This window comes from Micromonospora sp. NPDC049175, assembly GCF_043197345.1.
Taxonomy (GTDB): Bacteria; Actinomycetota; Actinomycetes; order Mycobacteriales; family Micromonosporaceae; genus Micromonospora.
The window spans coordinates 1,477,089-1,496,693 of sequence record NZ_JBICSY010000002.1 but is presented as its reverse complement, the minus strand read 5'-3'; the positions used below and the strand labels follow the sequence as shown (position 1 = coordinate 1,496,693).

At 67.7% G+C, this 19,605-nt stretch carries 7 protein-coding genes; 1 reads left to right on the top strand and 6 read right to left on the bottom strand.

The genetic code is table 11. From position 1 onward, the window contains the following. Positions 1 to 108 precede the first annotated feature (108 nt). Together ctaD and ACGFH8_RS13865 are read right to left on the bottom strand one after the other, a co-directional pair. Entirely contained in the window at positions 109 to 1,866 is a 1,758-nt protein-coding gene (gene ctaD / locus ACGFH8_RS13870) for a cytochrome c oxidase subunit I (protein WP_393366938.1), read from the bottom strand. 130 nt (positions 1,867 to 1,996) lie between these two features. Continuing rightward, positions 1,997 to 3,103, bottom strand: coding sequence for an FAD-dependent monooxygenase (locus ACGFH8_RS13865; RefSeq protein WP_393366936.1), 1,107 nt, complete (start codon positions 3,101 to 3,103; stop codon positions 1,997 to 1,999). Positions 3,104 to 3,403: 300 nt separating this feature from the next. Between ACGFH8_RS13865 and ACGFH8_RS13860 the strand changes: the two genes are divergently transcribed. Beyond that, entirely contained in the window at positions 3,404 to 4,525 is a 1,122-nt protein-coding gene (locus ACGFH8_RS13860) for a cellulose binding domain-containing protein (RefSeq protein WP_393366934.1), read from the top strand. A gap of 1,086 nt (positions 4,526 to 5,611) precedes the next feature. On the opposite strand, the gene ACGFH8_RS13855 is transcribed toward ACGFH8_RS13860, so the two are convergent. The 4 genes from ACGFH8_RS13855 to ACGFH8_RS13840 all read right to left on the bottom strand — a co-directional run bounded on the left by ACGFH8_RS13855 (position 5,612) and on the right by ACGFH8_RS13840 (position 19,573). Further along, positions 5,612 to 5,899, bottom strand: coding sequence for a hypothetical protein (locus tag ACGFH8_RS13855; RefSeq protein ID WP_393366932.1), 288 nt, complete (start codon positions 5,897 to 5,899; stop codon positions 5,612 to 5,614). After that, a complete protein-coding gene (locus ACGFH8_RS13850) occupies positions 5,896 to 12,708 on the bottom strand; it encodes a polymorphic toxin-type HINT domain-containing protein (RefSeq protein ID WP_393366930.1) in 6,813 nt (2,270 codons plus the stop codon). The genes ACGFH8_RS13855 and ACGFH8_RS13850 overlap by 4 nt, the downstream gene beginning before the upstream one ends. An 80-nt stretch (positions 12,709 to 12,788) precedes the next feature. Continuing rightward, entirely contained in the window at positions 12,789 to 16,340 is a 3,552-nt protein-coding gene (locus ACGFH8_RS13845; RefSeq protein ID WP_393366929.1) for a LamG-like jellyroll fold domain-containing protein, read from the bottom strand. Next, positions 16,340 to 19,573 carry a hypothetical protein gene (locus ACGFH8_RS13840; protein ID WP_393366927.1) on the bottom strand — a complete coding sequence of 1,078 codons (3,234 nt, stop codon included), beginning with the start codon at positions 19,571 to 19,573 and terminating at the stop codon, positions 16,340 to 16,342. Before ACGFH8_RS13840 ends, ACGFH8_RS13845 begins: the two co-directional genes overlap by 1 nt. Positions 19,574 to 19,605 lie beyond the last annotated feature (32 nt).

Genomic DNA, 19,605 nt, shown 5'->3' with positions numbered 1-19,605 from the left:
GCGCGGGGCGGGGCGGGGCGGGGCGGGGCGGGGCGGGGCGGACATGGCGACGGGCGCCGCTCCCGGTGTCCCGGAGGGCGGCGCCCGTCGTACAGCTCGGTTTGAGCCTTAGTGCCTGTCGATGTCGCTTGCGGTGTCCTCGCGGTAGCTGGCGCCGCCGTCCGACTCGCTGGTGAGCGGCTTCGAGCCACCCTCCGGCGGGCCGGCAAGGGTCTGGCCGGCAGCCAGCTCCGGGAACTTCGCGTCGAACGCGGGGCGCTCGGAACGGATGCGGGGCATCCGGTCGAAGTTACGCAGCGGCGGCGGGCTGCTGGTCGCCCACTCCAGCGAGTTGCCGTGACCCCAGGGGTCGTTGACCTCGACCACCGGGCCGGTCTTGTACGACTTCCAGCAGTTGTAGATGAACGGCAGCGTGGAGATACCGGTGACGAACGCGCCGATCGTGGAGATCGTGTTCAGCGTGGTGAAGCCGTCGCTGGGCAGATAGTCGGCGTAGCGGCGGGGCATGCCCTCGTTGCCGAGCCAGTGCTGCACCAGGAACGTGGTGTGGAAACCGATCATGGTGAGCCAGAAGTGCACCTTGCCCAGGCGCTCGTCGAGCATCCGGCCGAACATCTTCGGGAACCAGAAGTAGATGCCGGCGAAGACCGCGAACACGATCGTGCCGAAGAGCACGTAGTGGAAGTGCGCCACCACGAAGTACGAGTCCGACACGTGGAAGTCGATCGGCGGGCTGGCCAGCAGCACACCGGTGAGACCACCGAAGAGGAACGTGACCAGGAAGCCGATCGCCCAGAGCATGGGCGTCTCGAAGCTGACCTGCCCCCGCCACATGGTGCCGATCCAGTTGAAGAACTTCATACCGGTCGGCACGGCGATCAGGTAGCTCAGGAAGCTGAAGAACGGCAGCAGCACCTGGCCGGTGGCGAACATGTGGTGCGCCCAGACGCTCATGGAGAGCGCGGCGATGGAGATGGTCGCGGCGACCAGGCCCTTGTAGCCGAAGATCGGCTTGCGGGAGAAGACCGGGATGATCTCGCTGATGATGCCGAAGAACGGCAGCGCCACGATGTAGACCTCGGGGTGCCCGAAGAACCAGAACAGGTGCTGCCAGAGCATCGGCCCACCGGTGGCGGGGTCGTACACGTGGGCGCCGAGGATGCGGTCCGCGGCGAGCGCGAAGAGCGCGGCGGCCAGCAGCGGGAAGACCAGGATCACCAGAAGGCTGGTGACCAGGATGTTCCACGTGAAGATCGGCATCCGGAACATGGTCATGCCGGGCGCACGCAGGGTGAGCACCGTGGTGATCATGTTCACCGCGCCGAGGATGGTGCCCAGACCGGAGATGGCCAGACCCATGATCCACATGTTGGCGCCGACGCCGGGCGAGTGCTCGACGCTGCTCAGCGGCGCGTACGCGAACCAGCCGAAGTCGGCGGCGCCACCCGGGGTGAGGAAACCGGCGGTCGCGATCGTGCCGCCGAACAGGTACAGCCAGTAGGCGAAGCTGTTCAGGCGGGGGAAGGAGACGTCGGGCGCGCCGATCTGGATCGGCACGATGTAGTTCGCGAAGGCGAACACGATCGGCGTCGCGAAGAACAGCAACATGATCGTGCCGTGCATCGTGAAGAGCTGGTTGTACTGCTCCGGCGACAGGATCTGCAGCCCGGGTCGGGCCAGCTCAGCACGCATGATCAGGGCCATCAGGCCACCGATCATGAAGAACGCGAACGCGGTGACCATGTACATGATCCCGATTTGCTTCGCGTCCGTGGTTCGCAGCAGCCGCGCGATGGCCGACCCCTTGACCGGCTCCCGGACCGGCCAGGGCCGGGTCACGACCGGCTTGGGTGCGACGGTGGTCACGAGTGGCCTCCGGTTCTCGGTTGTCCCGCTCGGCACACGCTGTTTATCGGCGGGCCGTCATCCGCAAGGAGGATAGTCCCCGGCAGGTCGCAGCGCCGCGTGGGGTGGCGTGACACGATCTACTACGGGCCTACAGCGGGCCGAGCAGTAACCGGTAGTGCTCCCCGAAGATCCGGCCGCCGCGCCCGCGCAGCAGCGGGTCGCGCAGCGCCGGCGGGACGTCCCTGGTCCGGTTGCGGTCCCGGGTCCGGTCCCGCACCCATCGGGTACGCGGACGGCGACGACTCTCGTACGCCACCAGGGCTGCCTCCACGCTCCCGGCGGCGCGCAACGATTCCGCAAGCACCACCGCGTCTTCAAGTGCCATGGCCGCCCCCTGGGAGAGCGTGGGCGCGGTGGCGTGCGCGGCGTCGCCGACCAGGAGCACCCGCCCCCGGTACCAGCGGCCCAACTCCACCTCGTCGGTGATCCCGACGTGCACCCCGTCGAGTGCCGCCAGCACCTCCGGCACCGGGCCCCGGTAGTCGGCGAAGAGCTCGCGCAGGCGGCGCAGCGGGTCGGCGGGCGCCTCCGTGCCGGCCTCGTCGGCGTAGAGGTGCAGCCGCCCGGCGCCCATCGGCACCATCAGGAACCCGGAGCGCTGGCCGAGCAGGGCGGTCCACTCGGTGACGGGTGGCCCGTCGCGCAGCACGGCCCGGTAGACCACCTGACCGACCGGGCGGGGCGGGCCGCCCAGCGCGGCCAGCGCGCGGACCGAGGAGCGTGGCCCGTCGGCGCCGATGACCAGGTCGTACTCGGTGGTGGTGCCGTCGGTGAAGGTGACCCCGACCGCGCCCGGCAGCAGCTCCAGGGTGCGGACCTCGGCACCGTGCCGGACGGCGCCGCCGGCGCCGCTGAGCAGCACCCGGTGCAGGTCGGCCCGGGGCAGGGCCCGGCATTCGCCGACGCCGGCCCAGAGGGTGTCGAGGTCGACCTCGCAGAGTCGCGCGCCGGTGGCGTCGAAGAACCGCTGCCGGTGGATCACCTGCCCGAGCGGGCGGACCGGGTGGTGCAGATCGAGCCGGTGCAGCGCGCGGGCGGCGTTGCCGGGCAGGTAGAGGCCGGCTTCGGTGGACTCCCCCGGTGGCAGTTTGTCCGTGACGTCGGGCCGGAAGCCCGCGAGGCGCAGCGCCCGGGCCACGGCCAGGCCGGCGATGCCCGCGCCGACGACGAGGATGCGCAGGGGGGAGCCACCCATTGTGGTGTACGCCTCCGGAGGGGGAGCGGAACGCGTTGGAGGCAACACGCTACTCGGAGCGATCGGTGCACGCCAGGCCCGATCGGTCGCCCGGCTCCACTCCTCGGTGCGCCCGTACCCCTTGGCTGGTCGGCAGTCGACAGCCGTCCGGTGGGTGCCCGGCAATCCGCCCGATTCATCAGTTTGGCGCGTACGGTTGCGCAGCAGTTTCAGGCATGTAAATGTGTCGTTGAGCGTGGGAGCGCTCCCGCACCACCCCACCACATGCGGCGCCCGGCATGCGCCGAGTCAAGGAGCGTCATGAAACGTCAACTTCGGGCCCTGGCCGCCGCCAGTGTGCTGCTCGCCGGCTCGCTGGTAGCGGTGGCCTTCGGCGGCAGCGCATCCGCCGACACCCAGATCTGCGAACAGTACGGCTCGACGGTCATCCAGGGTCGGTACGTGGTGCAGAACAACCGCTGGGGCACCACCGCCCAGCAGTGCATCAACGCCACCAGCAACGGCTTCGAGATCACCACCCTCAACGGGAGCAGCCCGACCAACGGCGCGCCCACGGCGTACCCCTCGATCTTCTTCGGTTGTCACTACACCAACTGCTCCCCCGGCACGAACCTGCCGATCCAGGTGAGCCAGATCAGCAGCGCCACCAGCAGCATCTCCTACCGCTACGTCAGCGGGGCGACCTACAACGCCTCGTACGACATCTGGCTGGACCCGTCGCCCAAGCGGGACGGGGTGAACCAGATGGAGATCATGATCTGGCTCAACCGGCAGGGTCCGATCCAGCCCATCGGCTCGGTCGTCGGGAACACGAACCTGGCCGGCCGCAACTGGGAGGTCTGGCGGGGCAGCAACGGCTCCAACAACGTCATCTCCTACGTCGCGTCGTCGGCGGTCTCCAGCCTGAACTTCAGCGTGCTGGACTTCATCAACGACACCCGCAACCGGGGCGCGATCAGCAACTCCTGGTACCTGACCAGCATCCAGGCCGGCTTCGAGCCGTGGCAGGGCGGCGTCGGTCTCGCGGTGACCTCGTTCTCGGCGAACGTCAACGGTGGCGGCCAGCCGCCGACCAACCCGACGACCCCGCCGCCGGGCGGTGGCGCCAGGTGCGCGGTGAAGTACACGGCGAACGCGTGGAACAACGGCTTCACGGCCGACGTGCAGATCAGCAACACCGGATCCAGCGCGATCAACGGTTGGACGCTTAACTACAGCCTGCCCGGCGGGCAGCAGGTCACCAACGCCTGGAACGCCACGGTGAGCCAGAGCGGGTCCGCGGTGACCGCCCGCAACATCAGCCACAACGGGTCCATCGCACCGGGTGGCACGGCCAGCTTCGGCTACCAGGGCACGCTGAGCGGGTCGTACTCGTCCCCGACCAGCTTCTCGCTCAACGGGACGTCCTGCTCCCGTTCCTGAGCAGTAACCCAACCGACAACGAGGGGCGTGACCAGATGGTCACGCCCCTCGCGTTGTGCCCGCCACCCGCGCTCTCCTCACCGCGCCTATCCCAGGACCGTCGGCCGGATAACCTCAGCCTCCTCCTGGACGTCCAGCGCAACCACCAGTGGGTTGATCACCTACTGAATCCAGATCGGTTTGAAATCGGGGTCGCCCAGTGTTGATGCCGCAACCAACGCGGCGTCGACACAGGTGAGCGCCTCCTGCGCGTAGGGGCTCCAGGGTGAATCGAGTTCGTGCCCATTCGGCCCAGCCGCAAGGATGCGCTGCCGGAGCTCACGGTGATCGCCCCGGGAGGGCTCGCCCTCGACGAACCCCGACACCAGATCGAGGGCTCTCCGAGCCGAAGGAAAGGTCCATCTACCCGACGTCCGCCGCACGACCTCGTTCAGCAGGGGGCCAACACCTCGGCACATGCCCCGAACAGGGCTGCCTTCGAGCGCATCGGAAGCGACTCGACAGAAAGAGCAAGCTCTTCGACTGTCGAGTCAAGATCGAAGCTTTCCATCAGTTGTGCTCAATTGCCAGGCCCTCGCTCCGCACTGCTGAGGTGCGCCTTCGTAGTTCGACGACGGCGAGGTGCCACTCGCCGCCGTGTTGGGCCGACCGGCGATGGTCTTCGACGTCTCTGCCGCCGGTGGCCGCCGCCTCAGTACGGGCGCCGGATCCCTCGCTCCGAGAGCGTCGTTTCGTAGAAGCCGAGAAAGCGCTCCGCCTCGCCGACGGCGTCGTCGAGCTCGTTAACAGCACCGCAACGGCGCTCCGGCCGCGCTGGCTTGAACCGCGGTCACCCAATGCTGATGCCGCTACCAACATGGCAAGCTCTTCGATCGTTGAATCGATGTCGAAATTCGCTATCAGTTGTGTTCGATTTTCCGGAACATCCGACCCTCTTTTGTGCCTACCGAACGACATGATTTGCGACCAAGGCACCAGGAGGCGTTCGCACTTGGCGATGGCGAGGCACCCCTCGCTCAAGAGGTGAGGGGCGATACGACCCGCAGTTCGGTCGCACCGCCCCTCGACCACCAATCAACTATCGAATCATTCCAAGGTCAACCATTCGCAGTACGTCTCGTACGCACTCTCTGTCACGTCCCGCAGGTCCCATTCGGATAAGTAGCCCGCCTTAGCGGCGAGCAGCCCAAGCGACTTTCCCGCTTGCCGCAGAAGATCGCCCGGCTCATCCCCGGTTGACGCGACACCAATTAGAATTTCTTTCGCCCTGACTGGGTCAAGCTCAGCCATCCGTGAAATGGCGTTGCATCTTTCCGAAACAACACCTGACTTGTCTGTCACGACCAGCGCGAGTTCGAAAAATTCATCCATCATAACGGGCAGGATCCGAAGACATTATTGAGCGCGTCCGTCGTCTCGTCGGTAACGGGCTTGGGCAGGATAACAGTGTGGTGCGCTTTGCGTTCTCCCGTCTGCATGACGTCGAACCCTGCATCGTTCAACTTCCCGACGGTCGTCGCACGATAGTCGCCTCTCGCCTTGATCTTCGAAGGCAAGTGGCTCGATGTTGACACACCATGAGGGAACCTACCCGACGGATGAGCCTCAGCCTTGGCCGCGTCTGCTGCAAGCCCAGCCGTGGTTTCCGGCCCTGCACCGAAACGGTAGATCGGCATGTCCGGGTTCAAGGTCTCGTTGTGGACGAGAACCGGCATCGAATTAACGTGGACGTAGTAGGTGTGAACGTCGTCAACCGTCAGGTTGTAAACCTTGGCCGATTGCGTCCACTGCCTCACCGCCGAAACCGTGATCCACTTACCGGCCGCTGACTGCAGTAAGTCGCCCGGCCGCAGATCTTCCGCCTTCACCCACCTTGCGGTTTTCGGCAACCAGAACAGGTGGCCATCGGTGGCGATAACAGAGGCCCTTGAGGCGCCACTCTCTCCCCTCCCGACTGATATCTCTACAAGGTCCTTGGAACCTTGCCCGACGATGGTTGCGACAACCGTCCTTGAGGATGTCGACCCTTCTTCTGGGTCAGAGGCCATCACACGATCGCCGACTTTGATTTTGTCGATCGACTTCCGTGAACCATCCGCCATAAGCACCAAAGTGCCCGGGACGAAGCTGTTACAAGATTTCTTTGCCTTGAAAAAGTCCTTTACTCCACCTATCAGGTCTCCGAGAAGGCCCTTGGTCCTAGTGGCGAGGTTGGCGAACTTCTTCCACTTCCATGGAGCGCCGTATCTCGCGGCTAGCTTGCCGAGTGCTCCGCCGACGGCCGAGGTGGCGACGTTGATGGCGGTGTTGAGGCAGCCACCCATGTCTCCCTTCATGAAGCAGTCCAGGGCGTCAGTGATGCCCAGCTCGTCCATCATGATCTTGGCGAGAGCCTTGGCTGCGTTCAGGAGCTTCTGCTTCGCTCGCGCGATCCGTGCCTGGCGCTCCTTCTCGGCTGCGGCTGCCGCCGCCGCCCGGCGGTCCTCGTCGCTGGCCCGAGGGTTGTTCCAGGCGTTCTTGGTCGGCTCGTCCGGGTCGTACGCGCCCGAGCACCCACCACAGCCGTCGTTGTGTCCCTTGACGGCGTGGTAGTTGCCGTACATGTCCTCGTAGTCGGCACCGGGACCGCAGGCGTCGTCGGAGCACGCCTTGAGACCGTCGGGGTCGGAGAACGAGATCGGGTTGTTGTTGGCGTACGCGTACCCGTGCATCTGCTGCGGGTCGCCGATGTCGATGATCGGGTCGACGGAGATGAACCGACCGGTGACCGTGTCGTACTCGCGGGCGCCGATGTTCACCAGGCCCGTGGTCGAGTCCTGGTTGCCGTTGACGAAACCCTTCTCCGTCGGCCATTGCCCCGGTGCCGGGGACCCGCCACGGGCCTCACCGAACGGCGTGGTCCGCCGGTGCACGATGGCGCCGTTCTCGTCGACCGTCGCCTGGCCCGTGCCGTGGTGGTCCGACGCGACGTAGTGCAGGCCGTTGATCTTTCGGACGATCGTGCCGCCGCCCGGCAGGGAGTAGTAGCGGGTGCCGTCGGTCGCCTTTGTGGTGTGGTCGAGCCGGATCTCCATGCCCGGCAGGTAGAGAGTCGTCGCCGTCGGCTCCTTGCGAAGCATCCGGGAGCCGTCGACGTCGTACAGGAAGCTGGTCTTCTTGCCCCCGGCGTCGGTGACGGACTCCAGATTGCCCTCGGCGTCCCACTTCAGGGTCTGGTCCTCGCCGACCTTCGTTCGCCGCGTCGTGTTGCCCGCGGTGTCGTAGCCGTACTCGTGGAGCTTCGACCCCGCCGACGTCGTCTCGGTCATCGAGCGCAGGGTGTGCGGCTGCGGTTGGCCCGCGGCCGGGTAGGTGTAGGCGCGCTCCTTGATCGAGGTGCCGTTGGCGGCGAACTGCGACTCGGTCTTGCGGTTGCCGACCACGTCGTACGTGTAGGCGTGGTGGTACGGCGCCACCCCACCCACGCCCGTCGTCGACGGGCCTCCGGCGCACGGGTCGGTGGCGGTGCTCGCCGACGTCCACGCCCGGTCCATCCGGCGCAGGTAGTCGTAGGTGAAGCACTGCACGTCCCGGGTGCCCGACGGAGTGTCGGCGATCTGGGTGATGTTGCCCGAAGCGTCGTAGCTGTAGCGGGCGTCGATGTCGATGACCGGCGCGCCGCTGCGGTCCAACCGCTGGTTGGTCAGGCGCTTGGAGCCCTGCTCGTACCCGTAGGTCGACCAGACCTTGTTGGCGCCGAGCTTCGCCTCGGTCTGGATGACCTCACTTGTGGCCGAGTAGTCGACGTCGAGCAGGTACGGCACGTCGCCCTCGGTCGCGATCAACCGTTCCATGCCGTCGTACGTGTAGGCGATGCTCTCGATCGGCAGGCCTCCACCGCCGGACATGCCCGTCGCTCGCACGGTGCCGTCCAGGTTGTACTCGGTGGCGAAGCTGTACATCGCGGCGAGTTCGGTGCCGGCGTGCTCGGGCACCTGGTAATCGGTGTTGTGCGGCCGGTAGAACTCGTCGTAGCCGGTGTAGTACGTGGCGTACTCGGCCCCGTCGATCCACCGGCTCGTCATGGACAGCGTCCCGAGCTTCTGGATGTCGTACATCCAGCTACTGAGGAGCGTGCCGGTCTCGGCGGTCCCCTTGTAGGTGGCGGTCGTCCGGCCGATCGCGTCGTACGTGGTGCTGATCGTCTGCTGCACACCATTCGTGGTGCTGGTCAGGCGGTCCAGCTTGTCGTAGGTCATCGTCGACGTGCCCGCATCCGGGTCGATCGACTTGACCTTGCGGCCGAGCTGGTCGTACTCGTGCTTCCAGACGTTGCCGGCGGGATCGGTGACCGACGCGAGCTGGCCGGAGCGGTTGTAGGTGTAGTCCGTCTTGTCGAAGGCCCCCGACGGCCCGGCGCCCTTGTACTGGAGCAACTGGGTCTTCTGGCCGATGGCGTTGGAGATCGTCGTGGTGGGGGTGCCACCCTCCGGCGGGTCGACCGACACCCGGTCGCCGCCGTACGTGGTGCTGGTGCGCCACTTCTCGTTGCCCGCTACCGCGAAGATCTCCGCCTTGACCCGGTCGGCCCCGTCGTAGACATAGAGCGTCTGACCGTCGACCTCGCCGTTACGGGCAGGGAAGATGGCGTCGGTCGGAGCACCGGCCGCGTTGTAGGTCGCGTACGTCTTGTCCAGATTTCCGGTCGCGGTGTAGAAGGTGTCCGCGATCATCCGGGTGCCGTTCGGCCCCTCGGTCTGCACCTGGCGCGGCCGCAGCAGACCGTCGTGCAGCTTGTACTCGACGCTGTACGAACCGTCGTTCTGCCGCTTCTCGGTCTTGACCGCGACCGGCTTGTCGGTGCGGATCAGGTAGCTGTACTTGAGGCTCGGGCTCAGCCCCGTCGCGCCGGTACGGTCCGGCATCCACACCTTGACCATTCGACCGAGCGCGTCGTACTCCAACAGGCTGACCAGCTTGTTCGGGTCGGTCTGCTTGATCGGGCTGCCCCAGGCCGGGGCGTACTCGGTGGTGGTGACGTGACCGAGCGGGCTGGTCTCGTCCACCTTCGTGGTGAGACCGTTCGTCTCGGTGTACGCGGTGGTCGTGGTGTTGCCCAACGCGTCGGTCGCGGTGAGCGGTCGACCGTACGCGTCGAAGGTCCCCGACGCGGCCGTGATGTAGGTCGGCGTGGTGCCGTTGTGGCTCTCCAGCCGTTCCGAGGACGTGGGGTTGCCCAGCGTCGGCGCCACCCCGAAGGCCTTGCCGTCGTAGAGGGTCCGGGTGTCGGAGATGACCTGGGTCTTCCGGTCCACCGGCGAGGTGCCACAGGCCACCGACAACGACTCGGTCCGCGCCACCAGGCTGTACAGGTGGAGGCTGGAGTTGTCGGCGTAGGTGGTGGTGTTGCACGCCTCGTCACCCGTGACATCGACGTCGCCGAGGTTCTCGGTCGTGGTGACCCGACCAAAAGTCGTCTCGAAGGACGAGATGTTCTTGGTCTGCCGCCAGCCGCCGGCGGCGAGCGCGACGAAGTTCTGGGTCACCGAGGTGTTGGTGAACCAGGCCTTCTTGGCGCCCCAGGTGTGCGACTCGGTGGCGGTGTTGTGCCGCCACGGGGTGGCGATGCTGCGGCTGACCACGGAGGCGCCGTCGTAGACGGTGCTCTCCAACTGGTGGCCGGAGAACTCGTCGTAGTCGATGTGCTTGACGCCGGCGGAGTCCTCCACCCGGACGTCCCGGGTGTCGGTGCTGTCGGGGATCTTGTCGCCGTGCATGCCGCGCAGATAGCGGTACTCGGTCTTTGTGGTCTGGGTCTGGCCGTTGCCGACGGTGACGATGACCTTGCCGTAGCCCCGCCACTCGCTCCAGGTCAGGTCCTTCGGGTCGGAGATCCCGTCGGGTTCGGCCTTCCGCCAGGCGGCGCCGTCCTTGTAGTCGTACTTGGTGACCATGTCCGGTGCGCCACCGGTGCGGTCGGTCTCGACGACCGCGGAGACCACGTACTTGAAGAACCAGTCGGTGATCGGGTCGCCACTGCCGTACGGGTTCCACTTGACCGGGTAGCAGCGCTGCGTGCTGTTGCCCTCGGTCGGCAGCGTGCTCTTGGTGCAGTCGGGGTCCGCGTAGTTGACGTCGATCTGGCCACCGGTGTCCGTCCAGACGGTCGCGAGACGGGGCCGCACCAGCGGGCCGATGTTGTCGTTGTCCCGGTCGACCCGGTTCGGCAGCTGGAGATTGCCCAGTTCCACCGACGGCATGGCGATGTCGGTGCCGTACAGGCCGGTGTGGGTGATCTTGTGCAGCCAGAGTGTGCGGGAGGCGTCACCGTTGTCGAGGAGCTGGTGGTCGAGCTTCCAGGTGTCGACGGGGGCCCAGCCGCTGCCCTCACGGATCTCGGTGGTGATGTCGGTCAGCCGGGCCCGGGTCCAGAAGGTCGGGGTGATCTGGTCCAGCTTGCACTTGGTGTCTTTGTTGCAGTTGCGGTCGAAGGGCACGTCCGGCCAGTACGGCGCGGTGGTCGTGTTCAGGTCCTGCGGGTCGCAGTCGACGGAGCCGGTCGCCAGGCACCGCTCCTTGACGTCGAACCGCACCCGGGCCGGAGCGTTAGTGGTGTAGACCGCGTTGTCCCGCTGGCCGTAGTCGATCCGCTTGAGGTAGCCGCCGCGGTGGTAGGGCACCCCGTTGACGTCGGTGCGCTTGCCTCGGGCGTAGTAGTTCGTCTCGGGCGTGTAGTAGTACGAGCTGACGTTGCCGTAGCGGTCCTTGACGTAGTCGAGGCTCCACCGCCACGCCTGGTTGCAGTACGAGGCCGTGAAGCCGCCCGTCGGGCTGTTGCACGGTTCCTTGGCGTCGTCACCGTAGACCGGCAACGTCCAGGTCGACCCGGTGACCTCCTTGTTGGCGGTCCAGCCCGGCAGCTTGTTCAGGCCGAAGAAGTACTGCGTGCCGTCGGTCGTGGTGACCTTCCAGTACTCACCGTCGTCGTCGCCGTTGTCGGCACCGGTGGACCGCTCCACCTTCGAGCCGTCATCGGTGGCGAACCTCCAGGTGTCGCCGCTCTTGACCAGCTCGGTGGACTTGCCGTTGAGCAGGATGGTGGCGTTGTCGTACGCCCAGCACTGGTCGGCGTACTGGTCCTGGCCGTCCTCGGCGCAGGACTTGTACCGACGCTCGATGTGCCCGGGCTCGTAGTTGAAGCCCTCACCCAACCAGGAGCCCTGGTTGTTCGTCGTGGCGGTGCGGCCGTCGACCGACTGCGACGAGTACGCGAGGGTGATGCCCGGAGCGCCGCCACCGGGAACCGGGGGCGTCCGCAGCGGGTAGCTCCAGGAGAATCCGCCGGTGGACGGCGCCACCGACCACTTCGACGACGGGGCGAGCTTCGTCGCCCCGTAGTCGCCCTGCGAGGAGGACTCGCTCGCGGCCAACGCGAAGGTCGCGCCCGTCGCGGCCGCGCTCACCGTGGCGAAGACCGTGCGCGACTCGCCGTCGTTGACGGTCGGCACCGGTTCCGGCGCGCAGCCGGTCTTCTCCGGGGTGGTCAACGCACAGTCCGGCAGCCTCACCAGCTTCAGGCGCGACCCGAAGTCGCCGCCGAAAGCACCGGTCAGGCCGTCGTAGCCGACGCCGAGCTGGATGTCGCCGGCACCCTGCTGGCCGTCGGCGCGATTCACCCGTACCAGCGGGCCGTCGACCCGAGCCCGCTCGGAGGCCGCGCGGTCGAGCACCTCGACGCGTACCTTCGCCGGTGCGGAAGCCGGCGACGTGCCGGCCTTCTTCGCCGGGTTGGCAGCGGCCGACACCGAGACCGCGAGGCCGCCGGCCTTGCCGGTCGCGGCCGGGCCGCGTGCCGTCGACCCAGCAGCGGTACGCGTGCCGGCCTGCTCGGATGTGCCGGCGGACGGGGCGGGCACCGCGATCTCGGTGGCTCCCGCCGCCGGCCAGGTGACCTTGACGGGCGTGGTCGTGGCGGGCGCCGCGGCCGGGTTGGCCTTACGCGGCTTCACGCCGAGCGGCGGACGGTTCGGAACGGTCTTGCCGACGTCGGTTGCCGTCGGACGTTTGCGCTCGGCGGCAGCCGATGCGGGGGCGTTGACGACCTGGATGGCGCTCGCGCACATCACGATGGTCATCGCCCAGGACACCTGTCGCACTGCCCGGCGCCGCACCGCGCCGGACGTGCCCAGTAGTCGGGAGAACATCCACCCTCCCCAGGGTTGTCGGACAGAAGGCATGAGGCATCGGGGCCGCCCTCGCAAGGACGGCCCCAACGCTTGTGGTGTCAGAGGTTGGGCTGCTCGGCGGGAATGCTGAGCCGATCGACCTTGACCTTGTCGGCGATGCCGTTGTAGATCCGGATGTCGTCGATCGCCCCGGACAGGTTGTCCTTCTCGGCGCCGTTCACGACGGACCGGCCGATCTGGACGTTGCCGAGGGTGGGCAACGGCTTGTCCAACTGGAGGCCCAGGGGCCGGCCATTGAGATAGAACAGCAGCTCACGGCTGTACCCGTTGTAGACGAGCGCGACGTGGTCGCCCTTGCCGTTTATGGACGTGGCATTGTCGAACTGGGCGGGCTGGTCGACACCAGCAGCGGCCATCTCCCAACGCCCCGCGACGTTGCCCCGAAGGGTCACGATGCTGTTGTTGCTGGCGTCCTTGATGGAGAGTGCCGTCATCGCGTGGCCCTGCGAGCTGCTGGTGAACCGCACCCGAGCGGAGATGGTGAAACTTCCCGCCGGGTCGACGATCGGGGTGGCCGTCTCGGCGTACTCACCGGCCTTGCCGGTGAACTGCAGGTATCCCGCACCCAGCATGGAGTTGAACGGATTGGTGGTCCGAACGAGAGTGCTCGGCTTTCCGAGTCGGAGCGCCTCACCGCCGGCGTCGTAGTTCGGGCTCGATCCCGAGGTCTCGGTGCTCAGCTGCCAGTAGCCCTTACGGTCGAGCTTGTGCTTCTCCAGGCCGACCGTGTCCTCGCTGACGACCGGTCGGTCGAAGACGGAGACGTCCGCCATCGCGCCCTTCCAGAAGTCGGAGTAGCCCCCGCCCTTGTAGGTCTGGCGGCCGAACTGGAGGGCCCCACGGGACTCGACAAGCGAACGTCGGTCCTTGACCACGGGGGCACCCGTACCGACCTGGAGGGAGATCTTGCTGTTCGTGCCGTCGAAGACAGCCGTGACGAAGGTCCAGGCGGTGGTCGCCGGGCCCGCGTTCACCCTCCACTCACCCAGGTTGATGACATCGTTCGTCGGCATCCGGAAGAACCAGCTGCCCTGGTCGACGCCCAGGCTGAAGCCCGGCTCGCCGGTGGCGTCCTGACTGACCGCCACCTGGCGCCGGTTGGGGTCGTCCACCCGGAACCAGCCGGTGAGCGAGAAGCTGCGGGTGGTGCCCACCACCGAGTTCTCGGTGACGAGGTACGCGTTGGACGTGCCGTCGAAGGTGGCGGCGGTGTCCCACGGGCCGAGCGACCCCGCTGCGCCGAACGTGACGCCACTACCGATCTTGGCATCGTTGGAGCCGAGTTGGTCGCTCGCCACCTTGGCGGTGGCGATGTCCGACAGTGGCCACTGCGCGATCGGTGGACGCTTGCCCACCCGGAAGGTGCAGGTGGCGATCGTGCTGGATCGTTTCGCCACGTCGATCGCCTTCACGAAGAGCTGCCGTGGCCCTTCCTTGTCGGGCGTCCACTTGATCGTCACCGGGCCGCCGCTCGTCGCCGGCTTGACCGACACGGTGGCGCTGTCGTTGAAGTTGTACTGGTACTCCACGACGTCGGTGGCAGCCGAGTCGAAGGTGAAGCTGCCCTGGACCCCGATGGAGCCGCGCCACTGGTCGTCGTCGAGACAGTCGGCCGTCGTGTCGATCGCGTCATCGGGCAGATACTCCGGCGAGTCCACGTCCGGAGCGCTCGGGCTGGTGATGTCGTACCAGAACTGGCAGACGTTACGCGCGCCGTCGGAACTCCAGGGCCCCCAACTCACACCGTCACTCGCCCGGACCTCCCAGGAGATCGGCACGTTCTGCGCGATGTCGGACGGCACGTAGTAGCTGAACACCGAGCCGCTGGCCTTCAACGGTGTGGTGTAGCTGCGGGTCTGCAGGCTCCCACCGGCCGGCGTCCAGGTGACCTTGAACTCGGCCTTGACCTGCTCGGTGTGCGCGGACGAGTGGTCCGGGTCCCGCAGGACGGCGTTGAGCCGCGGCGGAACGTCCGAGTAGGGCGCGGCCGAGCCGTACACGCAGCCACCGCCGGGCGACATCGTCAGCTCGGACTCGTTCGCGATCACCGGCGCCCGGTTGTAGCGCACGGAGAGCACGCCGTTGTCGCAGAACCGCTTCGTGTGCGTGGAGTCGCTCTCGCTGACCGACCGGAGGCCGAGCGTGACACTGCTCCAGCCCTTGCTCACCGCCGTTTGGACCGCGGTCTTGGCCTCCCACTCGGTGTTCTGGTTCGTCGCGGTGCACGACGACTGCACCTTTGTCGGCGAGTTGTTGGCCAGGTGCGTGGCACCCGACCACCCCGACCCGCCGGGCTGGTTGCTCCAGTTCGTGCTGGACTTGATCCCGGAGGGCATGAGGTAGAGCGCCGCCGCGTGGGCGGTGGTGTTGTACACGTGCTGCAGGGTCACCCGGAACTTGGCCTCCAGGATGGTCTTGCCGGCGTACGGCGTGGCCAACTGGTAGAAGATGCGCTTGACCTTGGAGCTGTTGCAGGAGCTCGGGCAGAGACCGATCCGCTCGTGTCGCTTGGCGTCGAACTTCCAGTACTCCTCGGACGGATATCCGCTGTCGACCATGGCCCAGGCGCTGTTGGTGCTGCTCTGCCACACCGGGTCCACGTACACCGGGTAGGTGGTGTCCGGGTTGGCGAGCATCGCGGCGTCCGGGGCAAGGCGCAGCGTGCCCTGGGTGTAGTCGAGACCGACCTTCGCCACCCGCGAGTCCTCCCCGGGACCCCGGGCCGAAGCGTCGTCCGGGTCCGCGGGCTCGGTGGTCGCGGCGGCACCGCGTTGGGCCGCACCGCCGCCCTCCTGGTTGCCGCTGTCCCACATCGTCGGGGCGTCGGCCTCCATCACGGGGTTGCCGGTGGCGGGATCGAGAGCGACCACGCCACCTTCGGCGGTCTCCTCGATGTCGAGCCCTTCGCCGGTCACCCCCAGCCGGAGGTCCCGCAGCTCGGGCAGGTTCGCCGCCTCGGGGGTCTTCAGCACCAGGACGTGGGAGAAGCCTTCGACCGTAACGTTGGCCACCAGGTCGACGTCGGGGAAGACCTCCGGGTAGGTGGCCTGGTCTCCCGAGATGGTCGGGGTGGGCAGGGAGTTGGGCCAGGTGAGGGTCATGACCCGGAAGTCGCGCTGGACCACCATGAGGGGCGTGGTGCCACCGCCGGACAGACGCATGTCGACCAACGCCGCGGACGGGGTGATCGTCCCGTCCGGCTGAGCCACGAGCGCCGCGCTGGCCGGCACCCAGGTGTCACCCCGGATGACCCGCACCGCCTGGTTGTACTCGTTGGCGATGAGCGTCCCGTCCGGCTGGGCGAAGACGTCCCGATACTCGCCGCGCTGCGCGAGCACCTCGACGGGCTGGTTGAGGTCCGCCGCCGCGACAAGTGCCTCGGCTTCGGTGTCGCGCACCGGGTCGGTCTCGAGGGCGGCCACCGGCGCGGTCGGTGGGGCCGGCTCGGGAGCGGCCACGAAGGCGGTCCCGGCCAGCAGGCCGGCGAGACCGGCCGTGAGGCCGAGCGTGAAGAGCCGACCCCGCTTTCTCGTACGACGGCTCACCGTCAGGTCCTCCCCCGTTGAACTGCGCACATTCATGTTCTTCATCAGTTGACCGCCGCCCCGAACGTGCTCACGTTGGCCGGGAACCCGTTCACGCCGGGCTGCCAGGTCTCGGTGGACGCCGCCGACCCGCTGGCCAGGCTCGACCAACTGAAGCCGTAGACGGCGTCGGTGCCGTACGGGGTCGCCACCAGGAGCCGCTTCGAGGTGGCCCCGAGCGAGGTGCCGATGATCTCGGCCGGCCGCGGGTAGCTCGGCGGGCTCACCCCGTTTCGCGAGATTCGCACCGGCTCGTGGGGCCAGCTGTCCACCGCGGGCAGAACCCATACCTGACCGGAGTCACGTGTGGTGTTGCCGGACCCGTCCTCGGTGGGGGCGTAACCGTCCTTGCCCGGAATGCCTATCGCGAGGAACATCGTCGAACTGGTGCTCTCGACCGCCGGGTTCGTGTTGACCACCACGACCTTCTCGCCCAGGTAGTCGCCGGGGCTCAGCTGGGTTGGTGTCAGTGGTTCGGACGTGATCAACTCGACCCGCTCAGAGGTGTTGGCGGCGGTGACGTGGTAGACCTCTGCCTGGCCGACGTCCGCATACGTTCGGGCCGGCCGAGCCACCTCGTCGTCCTCACCCGGCACGCCGACAGCCACGAGCGAATCCTGGGTGCCCTGCGGTGAACCGACCGGCCGATAGGGCGCGATGGCGATCGACTTACCGAAGTTGTCGTTCGCCTCGGCGGCGTTCCGACCCACCCAACCCTGGTTGAGCTCGGCGGCGGGTGTGGGCAGGCTTCCGGTCAGCACGTGGCTGAGGACGTTCACCGTGCCGGCGAACACCTCGGTCTCGATCGCCTCACCCGGCGAACTGACGGCCCAGTGGTACTTGGACGCGGCCACCGCGTAGCCGGTGCGGTCGTCGATCTCGGCCACGCCGGGGAGGCCGGCGCCCTGGCTGAGCGCCACGTTCACGTTGCCCCGGATGTAGTGGACGATGCCGGTGACCGGGGCCGCGAGGCCTTCACCGGGCGCGCCGATGACCAGGTACGGCTGGCCACTGGCGGTCTGGCTGCCGGCCACCGCGTAGCCGAACCAGTCGTGGGCCTCGGCCGCGTCCGGCACGTTCGCGACGTCCTGGTGGTAGGTCAGCGAGGCCGGCCCCTTGGCCAGCCCTGCCGGCGAGCCGAGCAGGACGAGCACGACGCCGGCGTCCTGCAGGCCGGAGACATCCTGGAACGGGACGCCCACCGCGAGGTCGGTGCAGCCGTCGTTGTTGGCGTCGTACGAGGAGATCGAGGTGCCGAAGCGGTCACCCGGCTCGGGCGCTCCGGGCACCTTGTCGACGCCCTCCTGCAGGGTCTGCACGGTCGAGCCGCCGCCGTAGCTGACGTGCACCTGCCCGGCGCGGATCTGGCTGTTCGCCGTGGCCTCGGGGTCGGCGATCGCGACATCGGCGACGCCGTCGCCGTTGAAGTCACTCTCCGTGCCGTTGGCGCAGCCGGCCACGGGTGCAACCGTGGTGTAGACCTGCATCTCGCAGAACGACGACCAGGAGTCGCTGCCCGTCACGCCGTCGGACGCCTTGACCCGCCAGCGGTAGATGCCGCCGTCGGCGAAGGCGCCGGCCGGGACCGTGGCCGCGGCGGTGGCCCCGTTGGCGACGTTGGCATAGACGGCCGAACCGATCGGCGTGTCGGCGTTCATCGCCCACCACTCGAAGGAGACCGTCATGGCGGTCCCCTCCGCGTCGGAGACGGTGGCCTTGAGCTGCGGGGTCACCGTGTTGACGGTGGGGCGACCGGAGCCGGTCACGCAACTGGTGGCCGGCACTGTCGACCTCGCGGTCACCGCCGGGTACGAGTTGTACGTGACGCTGGCCTTCGGCACGCTCGTGGTGCCGGAGTAGTTGCGGGACCGGAACTGCTTGAAGGCCGTGGAGTCGGTCTCGTCGGTCGCGCGCAGGCCCATGTCCGCGCGGGTGTCGCCGGCGTTGGCCGCCCGCTGGAAGAAGCTGGTGGCGGTGACGCCGACCCAGTTGTCGTCGCACGACTCGTCGTAGCCGGCCGACGCCGTGGAGGTGCTCTCCAACTGGCTCCAGGCCGGCTGGTTGCTCCACACGATGCCGTCGGAGATCGAGCCGGTCGTCCACAGCTGCCAGGAGCGTGCGGCGCACTGCACCCCCCACCAGTTCCACAGCGAGATGGTCGCCGTGTTGATCTGCTTGCCGACCAGTGCGGTCGTGTCCCAGCGCGCGAACGACCTGGTGATCGGGCCGGTCGTGCCGAGCTTGCCGAGCCGCAGGTCCGCCTCGCCGCCCCGGTCCGTGCTCTCGTTGGCCTGCACGAAGGTGTCGAAGGTGGTGGACAGGGGGTTGATCTGCGGGTCGATCGTGATCGGATACTTCCGCTCCGGTGCCGCGAGCCACTTCTGGTCCGGCGTGAGGGTCAGCGCGAGGCCACCCCTCGTGGCGGCTCCGGCGACCTTGGCAACGGCGGAGGTGACAGGCGTCTTGCTGACGGGCTCACCCTGCGCGTCGACCCACGCGTCCCACATCTTCAGCGCCGGGGTCGTCGCGATGGTGCGGCCCGTCGCGTCCTTGATGGCGAGGTCGCCGCCCACGCCGCGGTGGATGTCCGCCACGTTCGGGCCGGTCACCGGCAGCGAGAGCGTCGCGACCCGACTCAGGGCGTCGCGGGTCTTCACCACGAACAGCGTCTCCTGGCCGATCCGGCTCGCCCGGACGACGAGGTCGACGCCGGGAAGCGCGTCCACATAGGTGGCACGGTCCTCGCGCAGTTGCGGCTCGGGCAACGCGCCGACCCAGTTGACCGCCACCCGATCGTCACCCTTGCCGACCACTGCCAGCTCGTGGGTGCCTTCCGGTCGCGGGCCGGAGATCGTGAGGTCGAAGGGGTGTGCCGCGGGACGGACGGTGCCGTCGGCGTCGCGACGGAGAGTGAGATCGACCGGAACCCAGTCGTCACCACGGCGGACCCGGGTCGGCCCGAGGGACAGCTCCGCCCGGAACTGCCCGTCGGGCAGGGCGAACACCTCGGTGGTCTCGGAGGTGAGGCTCTTGACCTGCACCGGCTTGCCGGTCTTACGCGCCGTCCGTGCGGAAACCGCCTCGTCGGACTTGTTTTGTACGCCACCCGTTACGCCATCGGGCCCGGCGGCGAGGTACTCCGCCGGTTCGCCCGATATGCCAGCCAATGCGACCGCCGTCAGCACGGCAACACCTGCCGCAAGGCATGAACGAACGGTGGCAGTCTTTCGACCTGCCACGAACCCCTCCCCCGTGTGTCCCTGATATCGAT